The 18,397-nt window shown below is 57.4% G+C and carries 15 protein-coding genes; 13 read left to right on the plus strand and 2 right to left on the minus strand.

What is annotated here, in order from left to right; genetic code table 11:
- The first annotated feature begins 9 nt into the window (after positions 1 to 9).
- From KVT38_RS11865 to KVT38_RS11900, 8 genes are all read left to right on the plus strand, one after another.
- Positions 10 to 8,133 (plus strand): S-layer homology domain-containing protein, encoded by an 8,124-nt coding sequence (locus KVT38_RS11865; RefSeq protein ID WP_217593931.1) that lies wholly within the window; start codon positions 10 to 12, stop codon positions 8,131 to 8,133.
- 165 nt (positions 8,134 to 8,298) lie between these two features.
- Positions 8,299 to 8,511 (plus strand): DUF6199 family natural product biosynthesis protein, encoded by a 213-nt coding sequence (locus KVT38_RS11870; protein WP_254639174.1) that lies wholly within the window; start codon positions 8,299 to 8,301, stop codon positions 8,509 to 8,511.
- A 35-nt stretch (positions 8,512 to 8,546) separates the two neighbouring features.
- On the plus strand, positions 8,547 to 8,999 hold the full coding sequence (locus KVT38_RS11875) for a hypothetical protein (RefSeq protein ID WP_254639175.1): 453 nt from the start codon (positions 8,547 to 8,549) through the stop codon (positions 8,997 to 8,999).
- A 115-nt stretch (positions 9,000 to 9,114) separates the two neighbouring features.
- The gene (locus tag KVT38_RS11880) at positions 9,115 to 9,492 is read left to right on the plus strand and encodes a MerR family transcriptional regulator (RefSeq protein WP_217593932.1); all 378 of its coding nucleotides are present in this window, start codon (positions 9,115 to 9,117) and stop codon (positions 9,490 to 9,492) included.
- A 3-nt stretch (positions 9,493 to 9,495) separates the two neighbouring features.
- Positions 9,496 to 10,500, plus strand: coding sequence for an SDR family NAD(P)-dependent oxidoreductase (locus tag KVT38_RS11885; RefSeq protein WP_217593933.1), 1,005 nt, complete (start codon positions 9,496 to 9,498; stop codon positions 10,498 to 10,500).
- Between the two features lie 126 nt (positions 10,501 to 10,626).
- The gene (locus KVT38_RS11890) at positions 10,627 to 11,178 is read left to right on the plus strand and encodes a dihydrofolate reductase family protein (protein WP_217593934.1); all 552 of its coding nucleotides are present in this window, start codon (positions 10,627 to 10,629) and stop codon (positions 11,176 to 11,178) included.
- A gap of 48 nt (positions 11,179 to 11,226) precedes the next feature.
- Positions 11,227 to 11,835: a DUF1349 domain-containing protein gene (locus KVT38_RS11895; RefSeq protein WP_217593935.1), complete on the plus strand. Its 609-nt coding sequence runs from the start codon at positions 11,227 to 11,229 to the stop codon at positions 11,833 to 11,835.
- Positions 11,836 to 11,976: 141 nt separating this feature from the next.
- Positions 11,977 to 12,645: a suppressor of fused domain protein gene (locus KVT38_RS11900; RefSeq protein WP_368859085.1), complete on the plus strand. Its 669-nt coding sequence runs from the start codon at positions 11,977 to 11,979 to the stop codon at positions 12,643 to 12,645.
- Between the two features lie 53 nt (positions 12,646 to 12,698).
- Here the strand turns inward: KVT38_RS11900 and KVT38_RS11905 are convergent, their stop codons facing one another.
- On the minus strand, positions 12,699 to 13,103 hold the full coding sequence (locus tag KVT38_RS11905; RefSeq protein ID WP_217593937.1) for a VOC family protein: 405 nt from the start codon (positions 13,101 to 13,103) through the stop codon (positions 12,699 to 12,701).
- A gap of 178 nt (positions 13,104 to 13,281) precedes the next feature.
- Between KVT38_RS11905 and KVT38_RS11910 the strand changes: the two genes are divergently transcribed.
- Positions 13,282 to 13,647 carry a YkvA family protein gene (locus KVT38_RS11910; RefSeq protein WP_217594017.1) on the plus strand — a complete coding sequence of 122 codons (366 nt, stop codon included), beginning with the start codon at positions 13,282 to 13,284 and terminating at the stop codon, positions 13,645 to 13,647.
- Between the two features lie 25 nt (positions 13,648 to 13,672).
- Complete coding sequence (locus KVT38_RS11915) at positions 13,673 to 14,170, plus strand: AAA family ATPase (protein ID WP_217593938.1); 498 nt, start codon at positions 13,673 to 13,675, stop codon at positions 14,168 to 14,170.
- Between the two features lie 153 nt (positions 14,171 to 14,323).
- Here KVT38_RS11915 and KVT38_RS11920 read toward each other — a convergent pair whose 3' ends face one another.
- Positions 14,324 to 14,614 carry a hypothetical protein gene (locus KVT38_RS11920; protein ID WP_217593939.1) on the minus strand — a complete coding sequence of 97 codons (291 nt, stop codon included), beginning with the start codon at positions 14,612 to 14,614 and terminating at the stop codon, positions 14,324 to 14,326.
- Between the two features lie 188 nt (positions 14,615 to 14,802).
- Between KVT38_RS11920 and KVT38_RS11925 the strand changes: the two genes are divergently transcribed.
- The 3 genes from KVT38_RS11925 (at position 14,803) to KVT38_RS11935 (ending at position 18,365) form a co-directional block, all read left to right on the plus strand.
- Positions 14,803 to 15,594: a hypothetical protein gene (locus KVT38_RS11925; RefSeq protein ID WP_217593940.1), complete on the plus strand. Its 792-nt coding sequence runs from the start codon at positions 14,803 to 14,805 to the stop codon at positions 15,592 to 15,594.
- Positions 15,595 to 15,803: 209 nt separating this feature from the next.
- Complete coding sequence (locus tag KVT38_RS11930) at positions 15,804 to 16,943, plus strand: asparaginase (protein WP_217593941.1); 1,140 nt, start codon at positions 15,804 to 15,806, stop codon at positions 16,941 to 16,943.
- A gap of 216 nt (positions 16,944 to 17,159) precedes the next feature.
- On the plus strand, positions 17,160 to 18,365 hold the full coding sequence (locus KVT38_RS11935) for a multidrug effflux MFS transporter (protein ID WP_217593942.1): 1,206 nt from the start codon (positions 17,160 to 17,162) through the stop codon (positions 18,363 to 18,365).
- Positions 18,366 to 18,397: the final 32 nt, after the last annotated feature.

Consider the following 18,397-nt stretch of genomic DNA (forward strand, 5'->3'; position numbering starts at 1 on the left):
AACGGGTCAATGCGCATGCGATGGATAAAAACGGCTGCGGCGGCAATCGCGGTCGCGATGGCGGTCTCGGGCCTTGCTCCCGGGTGGGCGCTGGCCGCGGGAAGGCCGCAGCTCTCGGACGATGTGCTTCGCATCAGCGTGAACGAGGCGAACGGGCGGATCGGCGTGGGTACGACCGGAGGCGATCCGGTTCGTTCCGGCGACGAGGATCAGCCGCTCGTCTACAACCCGGAGTTGCCGGAGACGTCGTTCACGAGCTTTAGGATCGACGGCGAGGAAGCGATCTACGGACACGATTACGGGCCGCAAAGCGCACCGTACGGCTATTTCGTGCAGGCGCCCAGCGTCGAAGGCGACCGGATCGTGTCGGTATGGCGATACCGGGGCGTCGACATCCGCCAGACGGTCGAACTCGTGCCGCAGACCGACAAGACGCTGCCGGCGGGCAATGCGAAGCTGTCGTACCGGGTGGACAACAAGTCCGGCAAGAGCGTCAAGCTCGGGACGCGGATTCTGCTCGACGTCAAGGCCGGCGACAACGACGGACCGCTGCTGATGGCGCCGGGCGAGCTGACGCCCGTCATCGGCGAACGCGAATTTGGTCCTGCCGAGGTGCCGCTGTACTGGCAGGCGATGGACGACATCGGCGATCCGCAGGTCGTCGCCTATGGCACCTTGTACGGCTTTGGGGAGAAGAAGCCGACGCGCGTCATTTTCGGCCATTGGAACGGTCTGTCGGCGACGAAATGGAAGTACGACTGGAGCGAGTGGACCGATTATACGGCGGACGGGGGACTGTACGGCACGGCGGACAGCGCGGTCGCCGTCTACTGGGACGAAGCCGCCCTGGCCGACGGCGCGTCCGCGTCCTTTTCCACGCTGGTCGGCATGGGCGAGATGAAGCAGCGGCAGGCGCTGCTCGACAATATGGCGGTGACCGTCTCGGCGCCGCAGAAGGTGACGTCGGAGGCCGGCGGCCAAGCGTCGTTCGAGCTGTCCGCGGAGCTGGCGAACAATCTCGCGAAGTCTGTCGCGCAGAAAGACGTGCGCGTCGAGATCGTATACCCGGGCAGCGCCCAGCTGAAGGGCGGGAGCGAGCGTATCGCCTATATCCCGGCGGTCGCCAAGGGCGAGCGGCTCTCCTTCCGCTGGCGGTTCGTCGCCACCGGCGCGGATGCGGTCAACGTCTATGCCTTCAAGGTTCGCGTCACGGTAGGCGATCCCGATGCGCCCGGCGTGAAGAGCCGGGAAGAGACGGCGCACATCGTCGTGCTGAACGACTTCCGGCAGCCGCCGGACATCCAGTTCACGGCCGTCGCGCCGAACCGCATGTACGAGAAGGAGACGTTCCGCAAGGTCGTCATCTACGGCAGCAGCCTTAATTTTCTCAAGGACGCTCCGGACCGCTGGCATGTGTACATCCAGGCGGCGAACGGCGCGCGGACGAATATCGAGCCGAAGTATGTCACCGTCGACAGCGACAGCCAGCTGTCCGTCATGCTTCCGCAGCTGCCGCTCGGCTCCTACGGCATCGGCGTGGAGCACGATTTGAGCAAAGGCATGTACCGTCCCGACGCGATCCGCATCACCGACGACATCTCGGTCATGAAGCGCGGGTACGGCACGCTCCTGATTACGAAGAAGGATACGCTCAAGACACGCACGGACATCGGCGGTCAGTATACGCAGCGGACGAACAAGATTTATTATGCCAAAGGCGGCGCGCTGCCGTCCGTACCGGCCGGCGAGGAGGAAGTGCTCCGCATCCAGGGCAACATTCAGGACATGGGCGACGGCACGTATTCGGTCGTGCCTCAGCCGTCGCAGGCGGTATCGCTCGGCAACGTGCTGAAGCTGACCGTGTCCGAGTTCGACGCGGACATGCCCGGCGAGATCGTCGTCAAGCCGGTCACATACGAATACGAGGACAACGGTCTCGTCTACGACAGGGCGACGCAAGCGGTCGTCAGCGGCAACGACCGAAGCCGCATCTACCTGAAGCAGCTGACGAATATTCCGAATTCGCCGCTGATCTGGAAGAAGGCCTTCACCTTTAACGTCAACGATATGAAAATCAAAAATCCGAACGTGTTCGGTTTCAGCGACGACGCCCAGGCGATCGTCGGACCGTACGTGCTCGGCATCAAGCAAGTGAAGGTCGTCTACGATCCGGACGCGAAAAAGTATGCGGCCGAATTCAAGGGCTCGCTCGATATTTTGTCGATCATGAAGACGCTGTATCGCTATTTCGGGGCCAGCGACAACGTCGCGCTCAGCAAGCTGCTGTATGCGGAGGTGGCCGTCGATCAGTTCCGCGTGTACGAGGACGGGCAGATCAAGTTCGCGCTGGAAGCGGGCGTCGGGCTGCCGCAGATGAAGATCGGTCCGTTCGTCACGATGGACAGCCTGAAGCCCGGCCAGACCGGCGGGGTCGAGGGGCGGCTGCGTATCGATTCGATCCAGAATTTGTACAGCATCTACGCCAAGCTGAGTCTGCCGAACCTGGAGTCCGTTCCGACCGGATCGGGCGGCAGCTTCAACCGCAGCTCGCGGATTCAGGGGAAGTTCGGCATCTTTACCGTACCGACGCCGGAAGGCGGGACGATCGTGTTCCCGGACGAATTCATGGCCGAGTACGCGGACAATGTCGGGTTTATCAACATCCCGAACATCCCGCTGACGATCAACCAGCTCGGCGGGGAGATCAAGGGACTGCATACGATCCGGGACAGCATCGCCAAGGGCATCTATCCCGACTTCGGCGGCAGCTTCTGGTTCGGCGTGACCGACACGGTGTCGCCGGTGCTGCTCGGCAAGCGGGCGCTCAGCGCATCCAACGTCAAGCTGTCGATCGGCGCGCGGGAAGCTTCCTTGAGCGGAACGGCGAACCTGTACTTCTTCCCGGTCGCCGACATGACGGGCAAGATCATGTTCTATCCGGTGTCCGGGGCGCTGATCGGCGGGCGCATCACCCTGCTCGACGTCATCGTCGGCCAGGCGTCCGTCGAGCTCAGCTACAACAACGAGTCGTCGCAATTTTATTTTGGCGGCTACGTCCGGGGCTCCGTTCTGCTGCCGCCGTATTCGCCCATCTTCCCGGGGCTGAAGCTCGCGGACGCGTCCGCGGCGCTGAACACGAACTTCGTTCAGGCGTACGCCAAGGCGCTGAATACGATCCCGGTCGGCGTGCGCTACACGTGGAGCACCCAGCAATTGCAATTTTTCAATCCGGATCAGAAAGGCTTCTCGGCGGTGTCGGCTTTGTCGGCGCTGTCGGCTTCGGGCGAGGCCGATCCTAAAAGGCTAACGATCGGCACCAATCTGAAGCAGCTTCAGGTCAAGCCGGCAGCCGGCGCCGTACGGGCGCTGGCAGCGAAGACGCTGACGACGTTCGAATCCGCCGGCGGCGAAGCGCTGCTCGTGCAGGCGAAGTACGCGAAAGACCGCGACATCGTCCTGAAGCTGACCGATCCCGACGGAGAAGAGGTTCAGCTCGTCGAAGAAGGCGACGAGGCGAACGTGTACCGCAGCGAGTACACCGATCCGGACACCGGAGAGGTGCAAAGCTATATCGCGGTCACGGTGCCCGCCGAGCGGAGCAAAGCGGGCACCTGGACGCTGACGAGCAGCGTGCCTGCGGAAGTCGAAGCGTTCGACGCTGCCCCGACGCCGGAGATCGAGACGATCGCGGCGGCGCAGGACGGCGGAGAGACGGCGGTCGATCTGAAGCTCACACGGACGCCGGCCGACGGGCGGACCAAGGTCGACCTGTATCTGCAAAGTCTTAATGCCGCGAAGCCGCTGCTGACGCGGCTGGTGTCGGACGGGACGCTCGCGGACGACGAGGCGACGCTTCGTCCGAAGCTGCCGGAGAGCATCCCGAGCGGCTCCTACAAGATCGTCGCGGTGCTCAAGCAATACGACGGGAGCGGCGCGCTTTTGCAGAACAGCTTCCGCGATTCCGCGCCGTTCGCCGTGACGAATCCGAAGGTGCCGACCGCGCCGGGCAACGTGACGGCGAAGGCGATCGGCCGCGGCGCGGCGAAAGTCGAATGGGACGCCTCGGCAGGCGACCATCTGGCCGGCTACTACATCTTCACGGTAGACGGGCAAGGAAAGTCGGCGGACGGCTCGAACTGGACGTTCGTTCCTTACGAGGAAGGGAAGGAACGGTATGCAGCCGAGATCAGAGGCTGGGCGCCGGAGACGTACCGGATCGTCGTGCAGGCGGTAAGCGAAGTTCCCGGAGGCACGGCGAAGGATCCCTACGACGGGTATCCGACGGCCGACTGGGCGACCGTCGACGATCCGCTTAAGCTGGGCCAATACGCTGCAGCCTGGTCTCCGATCGAGGGCATATCGGAATACGTCGTCCGACTGAAGGATGCGGACGGCACGACGTATACGATCCCGTATTACGGCGAGCCTGGTGCGAGCGACGAAGAGAACGACGGCGTATATCGAACGACGCTGTACGGACTGCCTGCCGGCCAGTCGTTCGACGTCGCCGTGTACGGCATCGCCGAGCAGGATCTGAAGGCCAAAGCCGTTCAGGCCGTCGACGCCGGCGGCGGCAAGAAGCGCATCAGCTGGGACAAAGTCGATGAAGACGGCGTGCGCTCGTATACGATCTACGGGAAACCGGCGGATGACGAGTCGCCTGTCGTGCTCTTCGAGCACCCGGTGCCGTCCTCGGGTCAACCGGAGCGGTACGCCGATATCGAAGTCGACGGCTTCGCCGAAGGCGTAGCTTACGATGTCTCGGTCATCGCGAATGTCGCCGAAGCGCGGCCGGATCAATACTATGGCGAATGGTCGTCGCCGGTCGAGCTGAAGCTGCCGGTTCCCGATCCGCCTAAGTTCGACGTCCAGGTGCAGCCGGTCGATCCGGCAAGCGGCGTCGTGCGCATGGACCGCGATGCGGACGGCTTGCCTTACTTCCGCAGCAGCACGGGAGACGTGACGCTCGGCTTTGCGAGCGACGGGGCGGTCCGCACGGAAGTTCGGGTGAATCCGTCCATGTACGATCCCACCGCCGAACCCGACGTGTATACGGGGGCGGCATGGACGACGAATATCGTGCTTAAGGAAGGCACGAACGAGATCGAGATCGCCGCCTACGACGAAGACGGCGACGCCGACGAGAAGACGTACCGGGTCGTCGTAAAGGAGAGCGGGCCGATGCTGGCGGTGGACGAGCCGGCGTTCCCGGACGGCCAGGTCGAGCTGAAGGGCCGGACCGATATCGGCGCCGCCGTGACGGTGAACGGCTACCCGGCCGAGGTGGACGATGAGGGACGCTTCGCCTACCGGCTTCCGCTGCCGGACGAGCAGGCGTTCGATGTCAAGATCACGGCATCCGATGCATTCGGTCTGGACAATACGTACGTCGAGCGGATCGTTAATCCGGCCATAGGCCGCATCGAGAAGGTCGTCATCGGCATGCAGCGCGAGATGCGCTCGGGCGACAGCCAGCCGCTGAGTCTGTACGCCTACGACGGCGCAGGCAAGGCGGTGCGTCTGCCGGGCGATTCGGTCGAGTGGAGCGTTCTCTCGGGCGAGCAATATGCGGAGATCGCCGGCGGTGACCTGAAGGGACTGCGGCAAGGGCAGGCGGTCGTAGCCGCAAGTTATCGGGTGAACGAGCAGTATGCGTGGACGGATTATGGCGTGTTCGACATCGACCAGCGCAGCATCGTCGCGATGACCGATCTGGAGGCGGTGACGGCCGATCTCGGCGGGCTCTCCATCGGCTATGCGGAGGGAGAGGGACCGGCCGGCGCGACCAAAAACCTCGTGCTGACGACCGCGGGCGCGAACGGAACCGATGTAGATTGGTCGTCCGACGCGCCGCTGATCATTGACGCGGCGAGCGGCAAGGTGACCCGGCCGACGTTCGAAGCGGGCGATGCCGCCGTCACGCTGACAGCAACTGTCTCCAAGGGCATCGTCAAGCAAATGAGGACGTTCCTCGTCAACGTGCTGAAGCTCGAGGAGTCGGGCGGCCAGATGACCGATCTGGAGGCGGTGATGGCCGATCTCGGCGCGCTGGCCATCGGATATGAAGCGGACGAGGGGCCGACCGGCACGACAAAGAACGTCGCGCTGCCGACCGCGAGCGCCAACGGGACAACGATCGTCTGGTCGTCCGACAAGCCGCAGATCATCGACGCGGCGACTGGCAAGGTGACTCGGCCGTCGTTCGAAGCGGGCGACGCGGCCGTGACGCTGACGGCGACCGTCTCCAAGGGCGTCGCCAGTCAAACGAGAATGTTCCTCGTCAACGTGCCCAAGCTCGCGGAGTCGGGCGGAGAACATGGCGGCGGGATAACCGATCTGGAGGCGGTGACGGCCGATCTCGGCGCGCTTGCCATCGGTTACGCAGCGGATGAGGGGCCGACCGGCACGACAAAGAACATCGTGCTGCCGACCGCAAGCGCCAACGGGACGACGATCGTCTGGTCGTCCGACAAGCCGCAGATCATCGACGCAGCGACTGGCAAGGTGACTCGGCCGGCGTTCGAAGCGGGCGACGCCGCCGTGACGCTGACGGCGACCGTCACCAAGGGCGCCGCCAAGCAAACGAGGACGTTCCCCGTCAACGTGTTAAAGCTTGCCCAGTCGGACGAAGGAAACGGCGGCGGAATAACCGACCTGGAGGCGGTGACGGCCGACATCGGCGCGCTCGCCATCGGTTACGCAGCGGACGAGGGGCCGACAGGCACGACAAAGAACGTCGTGCTGCCGACCGCAAGCGCCAACGGGACGACGATCGTCTGGTCGTCCGACAAGCCGCAATTCATCGACGCGGCGACGGGGAAGGTGACCCGGCCGACTTTCGAAGCGGGCGACGCCGCCGTAACGCTGACGGCGACCGTCACCAAGGGCGTCGTCAAGCAAACGAAGACGTTCCATGTCAACGTGTTGAAGCTCGCCAAGTCGGGCGGCAACGACGGGGGCAACAATGGCGGTAACAACGGAGGCAACGATGGCGGCAACAACGGCGGCAACAATGGCGGTAATAATGGCGGCAATAATGGTGGGAATAATGGCGGCAACAACGGTGGAAACAACGGCAGCGAAAATGGCGGCAACCCTGGTGGCGATAACGGCGGCAACGACGACGGCGCGGGCCAACCGACCCAGCCGAACCCGCCGACGGGACCAGCCGGCTGGCGCATCGATCCGGCCGCGGGAGGGACGATCTCCGGAGCAGGCGCTTCGATTCGTTTCCCGGCCGGCGTCTTCCCCGAAGCGTTCAGCGCCTATATCGCGACGCTAGACGATAATGCCGGCGGCAAGCTGCCCGATGCGCCGCGGCGCGTAAGCCGCGTTTACGACATCGCGAAGTCGATAACGGGCATCTTCCTGAAGCCGGTCACAATCACGCTGCCGTTCGGCAGCGCCAGACTGGATTCCAGGACAGACAAGGTGGCCGTCTATTGGCTGAACGAGGTGACGGGCGAGTGGGTGCCGCTCAACAACGCCTCGATTGACTGGAATCGCGGCACGGTCAGCGGCGATACGAATCATTTTACCAAGTTCGCCGTCCTGACGGCTCCCGGAGCGCTCCCATCCGGTCAACCGCTGCCCGCGCTCGCCGACATCTCGGGTCATTGGGCGGAAGCGAGCATTCTGACGATGGTCGGCCAGGGCTACGTCAAAGGCTACCCGGATGGCACGTTCCGTCCGAACGCCAAAGTGACGCGGGCGGAGTTCGTGCAGCTGATCGTTCGCGCCTTCGGCATCGCCGGAGCGGACGCGAAGGCCGGCGCCTTCGGCGACACGGCGAATCACTGGGCGCGCGAAGCGATTGCCGCGGCTCATGGCGCCGGCATTGCCGACGGCTATGAAGACGGCAGGTTCCGGCCGGACGCTCCGATTACGCGCGAGCAGATGGCCGTCATGACGGCGCGGGCGCTGAAGCTTCAACCGATAGCGAGCGGCGGCAAGGAAGCTGCCTTCACCGATCGGGCGAACATCGCCGACTGGGCGCTGCCGTCGGTTGCGGCCGCCGCGGACAAGGGCTTGTTTGTCGGCTACCAGGACGGCGCGTTCCATCCACATGCGAATGCGACGAGAGCCGAGACCGTCGAAGCGCTGAGACGCGCGATCGCTTTGCGCACACCATAACGATTTAACCATTTGAACGGGTCCCTCGCTGTAAAGCGGGGAGGCCCGTTTTCTCGTTTCCAACCGGAATTAAGCGGAAGGGCCGATTTACGCCAATTACTTTTTATGATTATATTGGAACAAGGTTACATTTTCGGCGCCATTTATAAAAGGAGGCTGCTTCGAATGTTCATGTTCACGTTGCTCCCCATCTTATTTATCGTTATGGGAGCTGTCGGTTTGTTTTTTCCAAAGGTGTCCTGGTATTTAGGGGCCGGTTGGCAATTCAAAAATGCGGAACCGAGTACAGCCGCTCTCGTTTCCGCTCGAATAAGCGGATTGCTTGCGATTATTGCAGGCGTTTTCTTGCTTACTTCGGGCATTTTACCGAATGGGTAACGAGCATATCGCAGCGTTGCAGGAGGAGGAGCGGCATGCGATTTAAAAAAGAGATGTACGTCCTCGCGATGCTTTTTCTTACGCTTGCGCTATTTGGCAGGTCCGCTTACGCGAGCTGGGCCTATTCTTTCGTTGTCTACCACGGAAATATATATGTCGTTACGGATGAACGAATCAAGCCGAGCCAAGTTGGCGAGAAAATCGGCAAAGTCACCAAGTATTCGGATCATGAAGGCACCTACTCGGGCCATTTTTCGAATCGATATCCTAAGGGAACGAAGTATTACCGGATCAATGGCGTTCAAATTCGCGACGCCATCGCGGTTCGAGAGGCTGGGGACGTATACGTAAAAGCGACCTATGGCGGCGAATATGCAGGCGGCAAAAATAGGGTGGCATACGGATGGCTTATTGCGATATTCGGACTATTCGTATTGGCGCTAGTCGATTATTACAGGAGGAAGAATTCGGTTAAATCGATTAAATGACGCAACGGCAACCGGTTCCTAAAGAATAGTTGACGCTTGACTTGGAGCATACTCCAACGAATATGCTAGTGCTGATCATGATCGCTCTTGAACAAAGAAAGGACACAAACAATCGATGTCGCGACAATATACGATTGCCGAAGTGGCGCAGGACACCGGGCTTGCTCCGGACACGCTGCGTTTTTATGAGAAAAAAGGATTGCTGAAATCGCCGGAAAGAGGCCCCGGCGGCGTACGCCGCTATTCGGAAGCGGATCTTGGCCGGATCCGATTCCTGGTTTATTTGCGCAATACTTCGATGCCTTTGAAGGACATCCTGGCCTATGTAGAGGCATACGACCGTAACGACGAAACGGCTTGCTTTGACCTCCTGGATCAGCATCGCGAACGAGTGGAAGAGCAGGCAAGACAATTATCGGAGACGCTTGAAGTCATTAAGTACAAACTCAAGCATTTCCAAGACATCAAGGATGGAAAGACGAAAGGACGATAATCAATGACCACCGTATTCACGCCCCAAGCTCCGCTATCGACAGGCTACGGTCCCCGCACGACGGCGGCCGAGGTCCTCGCCCATACAGACTTGACGGGGAAAATTGCTATCGTTACCGGCGGGCATTCGGGTCTCGGTTTGGAAACGTCCAGGCAGCTTGCAGAGGCCGGCGCCAAAGTGATTCTGCCGGCAAGATCGCTGCAAAAGGCTGCGGAGGCGGCCGCCAGCATACCGGGTGCGGAAGCTGCGGAGCTGGATCTAGCCGATCCGGCGTCTATCGATGCGTTCGCGCGACAGTTCCTGGATTCGGCTCGTCCGCTCCATATGCTTGTGCACAGCGCAGGCATCATGGCCATTCCGCTGGAACGGGACAAGTTGGGACACGAGCTGCAGTTCTCGACGAATTTCCTTGGCCCATTCCGGCTGACGGCCAGACTTTGGCCGGCGCTTAAGGCGGCCGGAGAGGCCAGAGTCGTCATCGTCTCTTCTCGCGGCCATCGGCTGGGCGATATTCGCTGGGACGATATCGACTATCGCAAGGGCGAATACGAGAAGTGGGCGGCATACGGACAATCCAAGACGGCGGCCTCGTTGTTTGCGGTGGAGCTTGACTTGCGCGGACGCGGGCGCGGCATACGAGCTTTCGCCGTTCATCCGGGATCGATCGTCACGAATTTGTCCCAGTATCTGACCGATGACGAGATGAGGGGAATGGGGGCGCTGGACGAGCGCGGACGAAGAACGTTCACCGCATACAATGACGAGCGGAAGACCGTTCCGGAAGGGGCGGCCACGATCGTCTGGTGCGCTGCGAGCGAGATGCTGCGCGGCAAAGGAGGCGTATACTGCGAAAACGTCGATATCGCCAAGTTGGTCGTCGCCGGCGAGTCGAACACGAACGACGCTCCTCGTTTCGGCGTCGAGGCGTACGCCGTGGATCAGGAGGCGGCCAAGCGGCTTTGGAGCGTTGCCGAGTCGATGACGGGGCTGGCATTCACGGCCGATTGAAACGAACGTTTGCTGCATAAGTAAAATATTCGATCTCGCATAGCCCGTGCTGCGCACTTTCAGCAATCTATGAGAAATCGGGCCTCCGCCTGGATGATACAATATAAACATAAAGGAGGCTGCATAATGGGACGTATCATTCTGATGATGAATGTGACGCTGGACGGCTGCTGCGATCATACGCAGGTGGTGGCCGACGAGGAGCTTCACCGGTATACAGAGGAACTGATGGATCGGACCGACGGCGGGCTTTACGGACGCGAGGTTTACGAGCTGATGGAGCGGTCTTGGCCGGCCATTGCCCGCAGCGGCGAAGGCCCCGCATACATGGTTGACTTCGCGCGCAAGCTCGACGAGACGCCCAAATACGTTTTCTCCCGTACGTTGGATCGCTTGTCCTGGCAGAATTCTTTTTTGCTGAAGGGGCCTGTCTCCGAGGAAGTGCCGAAGCTGACGGCAGCAGGGAAGAGCCTGCTTGTGAACGGCGGTCCCGGCCTCGGTTCCACACTGGCGGAGCTGGGGCTGGTGGACGAGTATCACTTTCTGGTGCAGCCGATCGTTGCCGGGCGAGGTCCCCGCTTATTGGGGGGCATCCATGAGCGACTCAATCTGAAGCTGATCGAGACCAGGCCCTTCCGCTCCGGCGTCATGGCGCTCCGTTACGAGCCGGTTCGTTAACCGGTTGGCGAATGTCCGGACGCTTTCATGAAGAAAGGAGGAGCATAGATGACACCACCGAGTGAACGAATGGAATGGCAAGCAGGCGCGTGGCTTAATCCTCCTCAAAGCTTCCGGGAGGAAGGCGGATTTTTGAAGGTGTCGCCCGAGAAGGGGAGGGACTTTTGGAAAAAGACTTTGTATGGATTCGAATATGAAGACGGGCCGGCCTTGCTTGCTGATTGGGATTCCGGGACGGCGATCGAAGTGAGTTTTGGACTCCATTCCTTTACGGAGCTGTACGATCAGGCAGGCGTGCTGTTATACCACGGTCCCGGGCAATGGATTAAAGCAGGCATTGAAATCAACGACGGCATACCTCAGCTAGCAACGGTGGTCACGGACGGTTATTCGGACTGGTCGCTTGCAGCCGTGCCTGAATGGGCAGGCGAAGAAGTTACCGTACGCGCGTCAATCCTCAAGGATGCCGTCATTATCCGGGCGCGCAGCAGCAAGCATGCTTGGCGGACCATTCGCGTCGCAAGATTTCCACATCCGACAGGCAACCGGGCAGGCCCTTTTGCATGTTCGCCGACCCGGGAGGGTTTTGAAGTTACTTTTACGAGATGGGCACTGGCTGCGCCCGATCATGATCTCCATGTCGATCCTCCGGTTTAAGGATGACACTGGAGATGTCTGCTCGGCGATCGTGACGCTGCCGAATAGCAAAGCTTTGAGGAGTAGGACGCCGTCATGGCGACTGCTCCCTTTTATTTTGCTCCATAAATCCGTAGACTGGATTTATAGCTGAATCGCGAGGTGAATCGATTGAATTTAGAAGCGTACAAAAATCGGGCTTCCGAGCAAGAAGATTGGGCTCCCGGCTGGGAAGCCATCGACGAAGCGTTCGACAAGCTTTATCGCGGGCAGACGCCGGCGCATTACGGAACCGAGATCCAGAAGCGCGCCATGTTCGGCGGCGACGATTATCTCGACGGATACAGCATCTATCATTCTCCACACGGCTACAAGCATATCGTGACTTACGGGATGACCGAGCTTTACGTGGAAGAGCAGGCTTATGGCGGCGAATGGAGCCGCTGGGGCTATGAGATGACGTTCAAATTAAAAGAGCAATCGGCGGAAAGCTGTCTGTGGTCGCTTCAGATGCTCGCGAATCTTGCCAGATACACGTATACGAAAGAGAGAATATTCGAGCCCTTTCAATATATTGCAGGCAACGGGACGTCGCTGCACATCGGCGCGGAATCGGCGATTACCGCCTTGCTCATCGTCAGCGATACGGAAGTGGAAGGCATTGATACGGTCCATGGCAAAGTCGACTTCATTCAATTGGTCGGCATCACGCAACGCGAGTTTGAACGATTGAAAGCGGACGCTACGCTAGCTCCGCGCCTGGTCGAGCTCATGAGGAAGGACAATCCGTTTTTAGTCACGGATATGAATCGGACGCGGTCCTATTTATAGGCCGGAGAAAAAGAACGGCAGTCGGCGGTTAGGGACTGCCGTTTTCCGTTCGGTTAAGCCCGTTCAGCGAACCGCTTCAGCGCGTCCTCGGTCACCGGGGCGAACAGGTTGACCAGGTTGCCGTCGGGGTCGCGAAGCAGCGCGGAGCGGTTCCCCCAAGGCATCGTGGTCGGTTCCTGCACCCACTCGCCGACGAGCGGCGCCAGGCGCGCGTACTCGGCATCGACGTCCGGCACGCGAAACTCGATGATTACGCTGCGATTATCAGCCGCGCGCGCGGAGCCCGCACCGAACAGAGACACCGTCTGGGAGTGGCCGATCGCCAGCGTGCAGGAAGGCAGAACAAACTCGGCGAAGACGGGTGCGGGACGCTGCGCCGATACGCCCGTCATCTTTTCATAAAATGCGATCAGTCGCTCTACGTCGTCGGTAATGATTCTTACGGATGCAAATTGCATAAAAGATCGTCCCTTCAGCCCCGGGTAGGGTTTTTATTTGACGATTCCGATTATAGGGGGACTCTGCTGACAGCGTTATGTCAGGGGACTAGAATTCGCACGACGACATTCCGAAAAGGATGATTCGACATTGGATGATGCCGCCAAAAAACGATCGTTGATTCATAAATTCAAAGCGATGGCAAAAAAGCTGAAGTCCAACTTGCTGGCGATGTATTTGGCTTACCGCGACCCGCGCGTCCCGCTGTTCGCTAAAGCTTTCACAATCTGCGTGGTTGCTTATGCATTTAGTCCGATAGATTTGATCCCCGACTTTATACCGGTCCTTGGGTATCTGGACGACTTGATCATTGTACCGTTGGGTGTCTATATAGCCCTCAAGCTGCTCCCGCAAGAAGTGCTGGAGCAATGTCGGGCAAGGGCGGAGGAGCTAAGAGGTCGAGGTAAACAGAAGAACTGGATTGCGGGTGCGCTCATCATTGCCCTTTGGGTCGCGCTGGCTGTGTGGGGGAGCTGGTATGTATATAGGTGGTTGGGGCGATAGGATTGAGAGGAGATGAAGTTAAACGATGGAAAACACATTGCCTTTATTTATCGTGACGGGCGCAAGCGGATCCGGGAAAACGTACGTCATTAAGGAACTGCGGAGAATGATGCCTGATTTCGATATTTTCAACCCTGATGATCTAGTTGAATTTATCGGACACGATTGGGAGAAAATGCGAAACATTTGGCTGCGGGTTGCGCGAAATATTGCTCAAAGCGGACGCATGACGATCCTATGCGCAACGATGATGCCTTGGGATATTGAAAAATGTGCGGACTTTCCTTTTTTTAAGCATGTTTATTATCTAAATCTGCATTGCGACGAAAAAACGCGCGAACAACGTCTGCGCGAAAGAAATTGGACGGAGGAAGAGATTCAAAACCACAAACATTTTGCCAAACGATTGCTTGAAATCGCCGATGAAGTCTATAACCCGCCTATGCCTACTGTTGATACAACGAATGCGGATGTAACCGAGGTTGCCTCTCAAATAAAGGCGTGGGTTCACCGGTATGCTTGAAGGGAAGTAGATTCAGGCGGACACATCCGCACCGACTAACCGCATCGCGGCCGCTCCTGATGGTCGCTTAAGTCGGTAGGTGTCGCGGATACAGGGATGTTATAGGAAATATCGGCAAACAAAAAATAAAAGTCACACTTTGGTGACTTGAAATTACTGTCTATTAAATTTCTCGAAGTCGGATTCTAAACGAAATACTCGTTTGTTAAGGGCAGCTATTTCAGCTTCTTTATCGAAGAAATCAGTGTTGATTTTTTCAAGCAAAGCGAAAATATCCTTAGGTTGTCCATCTTCAAGCCGTACAATGGCTTGATAAATGCTGTTAACTTGAAGGGCAGTCTGGCTTTGATTTTGATTTAAAATAAGTTGATTTTGACTAATTTGTTGAACTTCAGCTTTAAGATTAACTATTTCTTCGAGAATCTGCTTTAAAATCTGATCCAAAGTCAAACCCACCTTTCGTAATAAATAGTATAACATGACGGAATCAAGGAATCAGTGATTAATTGACATAAAAATAGATTAGCAAGCTCATCAGAGAAGGCCGATACTTCCTATAACATTGGTTTTAGAAGCAGGTGTAATGGCAAGAAGACATTATTTTAGGATGTCGATGCCGCACGCTGCTTAATATGTCCTATATCATGGTTGTGCTGTGGTTCGGCTTGTATTGGCTTTGTACCCATTACTTTATTATTTTTTTTCCGCCCATATTTATTATGTATTTCGGTTCTTTTCCACTGTCGATCGCATTCTGCATGTTCCTTCTTATTCGAATCAAAGAGCGTAGGAAAGAAACGATTCTAGTCCTGCTCCTGCTTCTGTCGCCGTTGCTCTGGCTCACTGTTGTGCATCCCCTATATTTGCACTTGAAGCAGAACGTGCTTCCTCCGACGGAGAAGATGATTCATGCTTACCTGCATAGAGGGGCGGGTGGTCATATCCATGACCGCTACCTGAATACATGGAGGCTTCCTTCGGTCGTCTATCACAAGCGGGACAAGCAGCTCGACATTCATATGCGCTTCCGTTCCGAACCCTACAATGAATGGTTTTTCGAGGAGAACGCGAACGCGAACGACCGCGCTGGTTACATTGACCCGCAAGCGAGTGAAATATTTACGCCAGACCTGCTTGTAACGCAACTCCGCGAGTATTATACCTGCGTTTCGGCGTTGCCCGAAGTCACGACGGTTCCCCGGACGGTATGGATTTATGGTTATTATGACGACAAGCTCGTTGCTCTAAACCGGTATGCTTGGAGGAATGGCGAATATCGCTTTGTCGGCAGCGATTATGCTTTATCTCTGATCGTACAAGGGGAAAAGTGGTATCTGAAAGTTGGCGCGCCTATGGCGGAGCCTGAGGTTATCGCAATAGGGGAAAGCAAACGGGCATGGTTGAAGAATATTCCGTTTTGGTAACTACCGGTTCTGTTCGCAGAGGCAACGCTAATTATGTAAGTGTATGTTACATAAACAATATTTGATTCAAGAATTCCAAAGTTGATTCTATATGACATCGTTAAATTTTCGATATTTAATGTCATGTATTATGACATCATATATTGACTTTATTATATGGGCCAAATATAATGCAAATAACATTACATAAATATACCAAGGAGGATTTTATGAACAAAAGACATGTGTTCAACAAAATGGTCGCCGCTGCCGTCGTAATTACCACGATCTTCACGGTGCCGTTTTTTCAACAGGAAACGGATGCCGCTGCCGCCAACGATTTACCGCACGTAACCATTGTCGGAATGGGAGGGACGATTACAAGCACCGCATACGGTCGCGATCTGTTTCAATCCTATGCGCCCGATAAGGTGTCCATCTCGGACATTCTTAAAAGATTACAACCTGAAATCTCTAAGATTGCAGATGTAAAAGTTCAAGAGTTATATAATATCAATTCAGCCGAAACCACATCTGCAAACTTGTACGACCTCAGTCTGGCCATCGATAAAGCTTTGTCAGACACTGAGGTAGATGCCGTAGTAGTGAATGCTGGTACAAATATAATGGAAGAGCTCGCTTATTTTTCGGATTTAACGGTTCAGAGTGACAAGCCTGTCGTTTTCACGGGATCGATGCGGCAATCCAATACTTTTTCATTTGACGGAGAAGCTAATTTGTTCAATGCTATTCGTCTGGCAGCAAGTGGCGAAACAAAATGCTATGGCACAGTACTCATGATGAACGACGAATTTTTTGCTGCAAGAGAAGTTAGAAAGACCGATGCTTTACGTCTGGATACTTTTGACGGAGGGCGCTACGGAGCCCTTGGTACGGTAGATGAAAACCGGATTAGATCTGTCAGAGCCCCAGCTCGGGTTATGGCTTGTGGAACCGAAGCCTGGAAAACGCCTTTCGACCTGAAAAAAGTAAAACGGGAGGATCTGGCGAAGGTTGAAGTTGTTTATAGTTATACTGAAGCAAGCGGACTTCCTATTAAAGCGTTAGCGGAAGCGGGCGTAAAGGGAATTGTCACTGCCGGGCACGGAGCCGGCGGTATTTCCACCGATCAGATCAATGCCCGCAAAGAAGCGATAGAAAAAGGAGTCGTATTTGTAAGTGCGACCCGTACTGGATCGGGAGCGGTTTACGATACGGGTACGCCGGGCATCATCGGTGCAGCGGATTTGATGCCACAGAAAGCGCGTATATTGCTGCAAATGGGGCTTACCTTCTCTAAAGATCCTGAACAGATAAGAAAATGGTTTAAATCCATCGGGGTACCCGAGTTCAATATGTCTGGTCGCTAAGGAACTTTAATTAAATTTAAATCGTCAAACGGGCGAAGCAGAGGTATTTCCTGCTTCGTCCCGTTTGCGTTTTTGGGCTATGACTGCTTTAAAATGGCGCGCTTGTCGCAAAATGTTGTCGGAATTCGCGCCCGTTTGTGGTAGGATGGACTGGCCTTCAAATTGAGGCAAATACAGACACAGATAAAGAAGATAGGATTAGGAGATTGCCATCGTATGTCTAACCAGAACAACCCGCATGTCGTCAGACAAGCGTTATTGCTCGGGCTTTTTTCGACGCTCGGGCCGTTTACGATCGATATGTACCTGCCGGCGTTCCCGGAGATCGTCGAGCGATTCGGCACGACCGCTTCGCTGGTGCAGCTCAGCCTCACTGCCTGTCTGCTAGGCCTCGGCATCGGCCAGCTCGTGATGGGCTCGCTCAGCGACGTCCACGGCAGGCGCAATCCGCTGCTCATCGCCATGGCCTTTTATGTGCTCGCCTCGTTAGGCTGCGCGCTTTCGCCGCATATCGGCGTGCTGATCGCCTGCCGGTTCGTGCAGGGCTTCGCGGCGTCGGCGGGCATCGTCATCTCTCGCGCGATCGCGCGCGACCTGTACGAAGGCCACGCGCTCACCCGGTTTTTCTCGCTGCTCCTGCTGGTCGGCAATTTGGGACCGCTCGTGGCGCCGGTCGCCGGCAGCGGCGTCCTGTCGTTTTCCTCCTGGATCGGCGTGTTCGTGGCGCTGTCGCTGCTCGGCATCTACTTGTGGAGCATGACCAAGTGGCGCCTGAAGGAGACGCTCCCGGTCGAGCTACGGAGCCCGAGCAACTTCAAGCAGCAGCTACGGAACTATGGCACGCTTCTGCGCGACCGCCAGTTCGTCGGCTACATGCTGGCCCAGGGCATCATGATCGCAGGCGTGTTCGCCTACGTCTCGGGAACGCCGTTCATTTACCAGAATATATACGGCGCTTCGCCGACCTTGTTCGCGCTGTTGTTCGGCTCGAACGGCATCAGCCTGATCATCGGTTCGCAGATCGTCGGACGGGCGTCGCATCGTATATCCGAGCGCGCCTTCCTGCTGTTCGGCCTGTGGATGGCCATGATCGCCAGCGTCGCTGTCCTGATCGTGGCTTACGTGCACGGTCCGTTGTTCACGCTCGTCATTCCGCTGTTCGTATTCGTCGCGTCCATCGGCATGACGTCCACGGCGGCGTTCCCGCTGGCCATGGAGAGCCAGGCGAAAATGGCGGGCAGCGCCGCCGCACTGCTCGGCGTCATTCCGTTCCTGCTCGGCGCGGTCGTCTCGCCGCTCGTCGGCATCGCGGGTGAAGATACAGCCGTTCCGCTCGGCGTCATCATCCTGGCGACGAGCGCGGCCGCAATGCTCGCTTATTTCCTGCTGGTGAGACGCGGACGAACGGCCGAGCAAGCTTAAGCCAGGCGCAGTCGGCCCATTCCGCTTCTTGC

The organism is Cohnella sp. GbtcB17 (assembly GCF_019091135.1).
In the GTDB taxonomy this organism is placed as follows: domain Bacteria; phylum Bacillota; class Bacilli; order Paenibacillales; family Paenibacillaceae; genus Cohnella.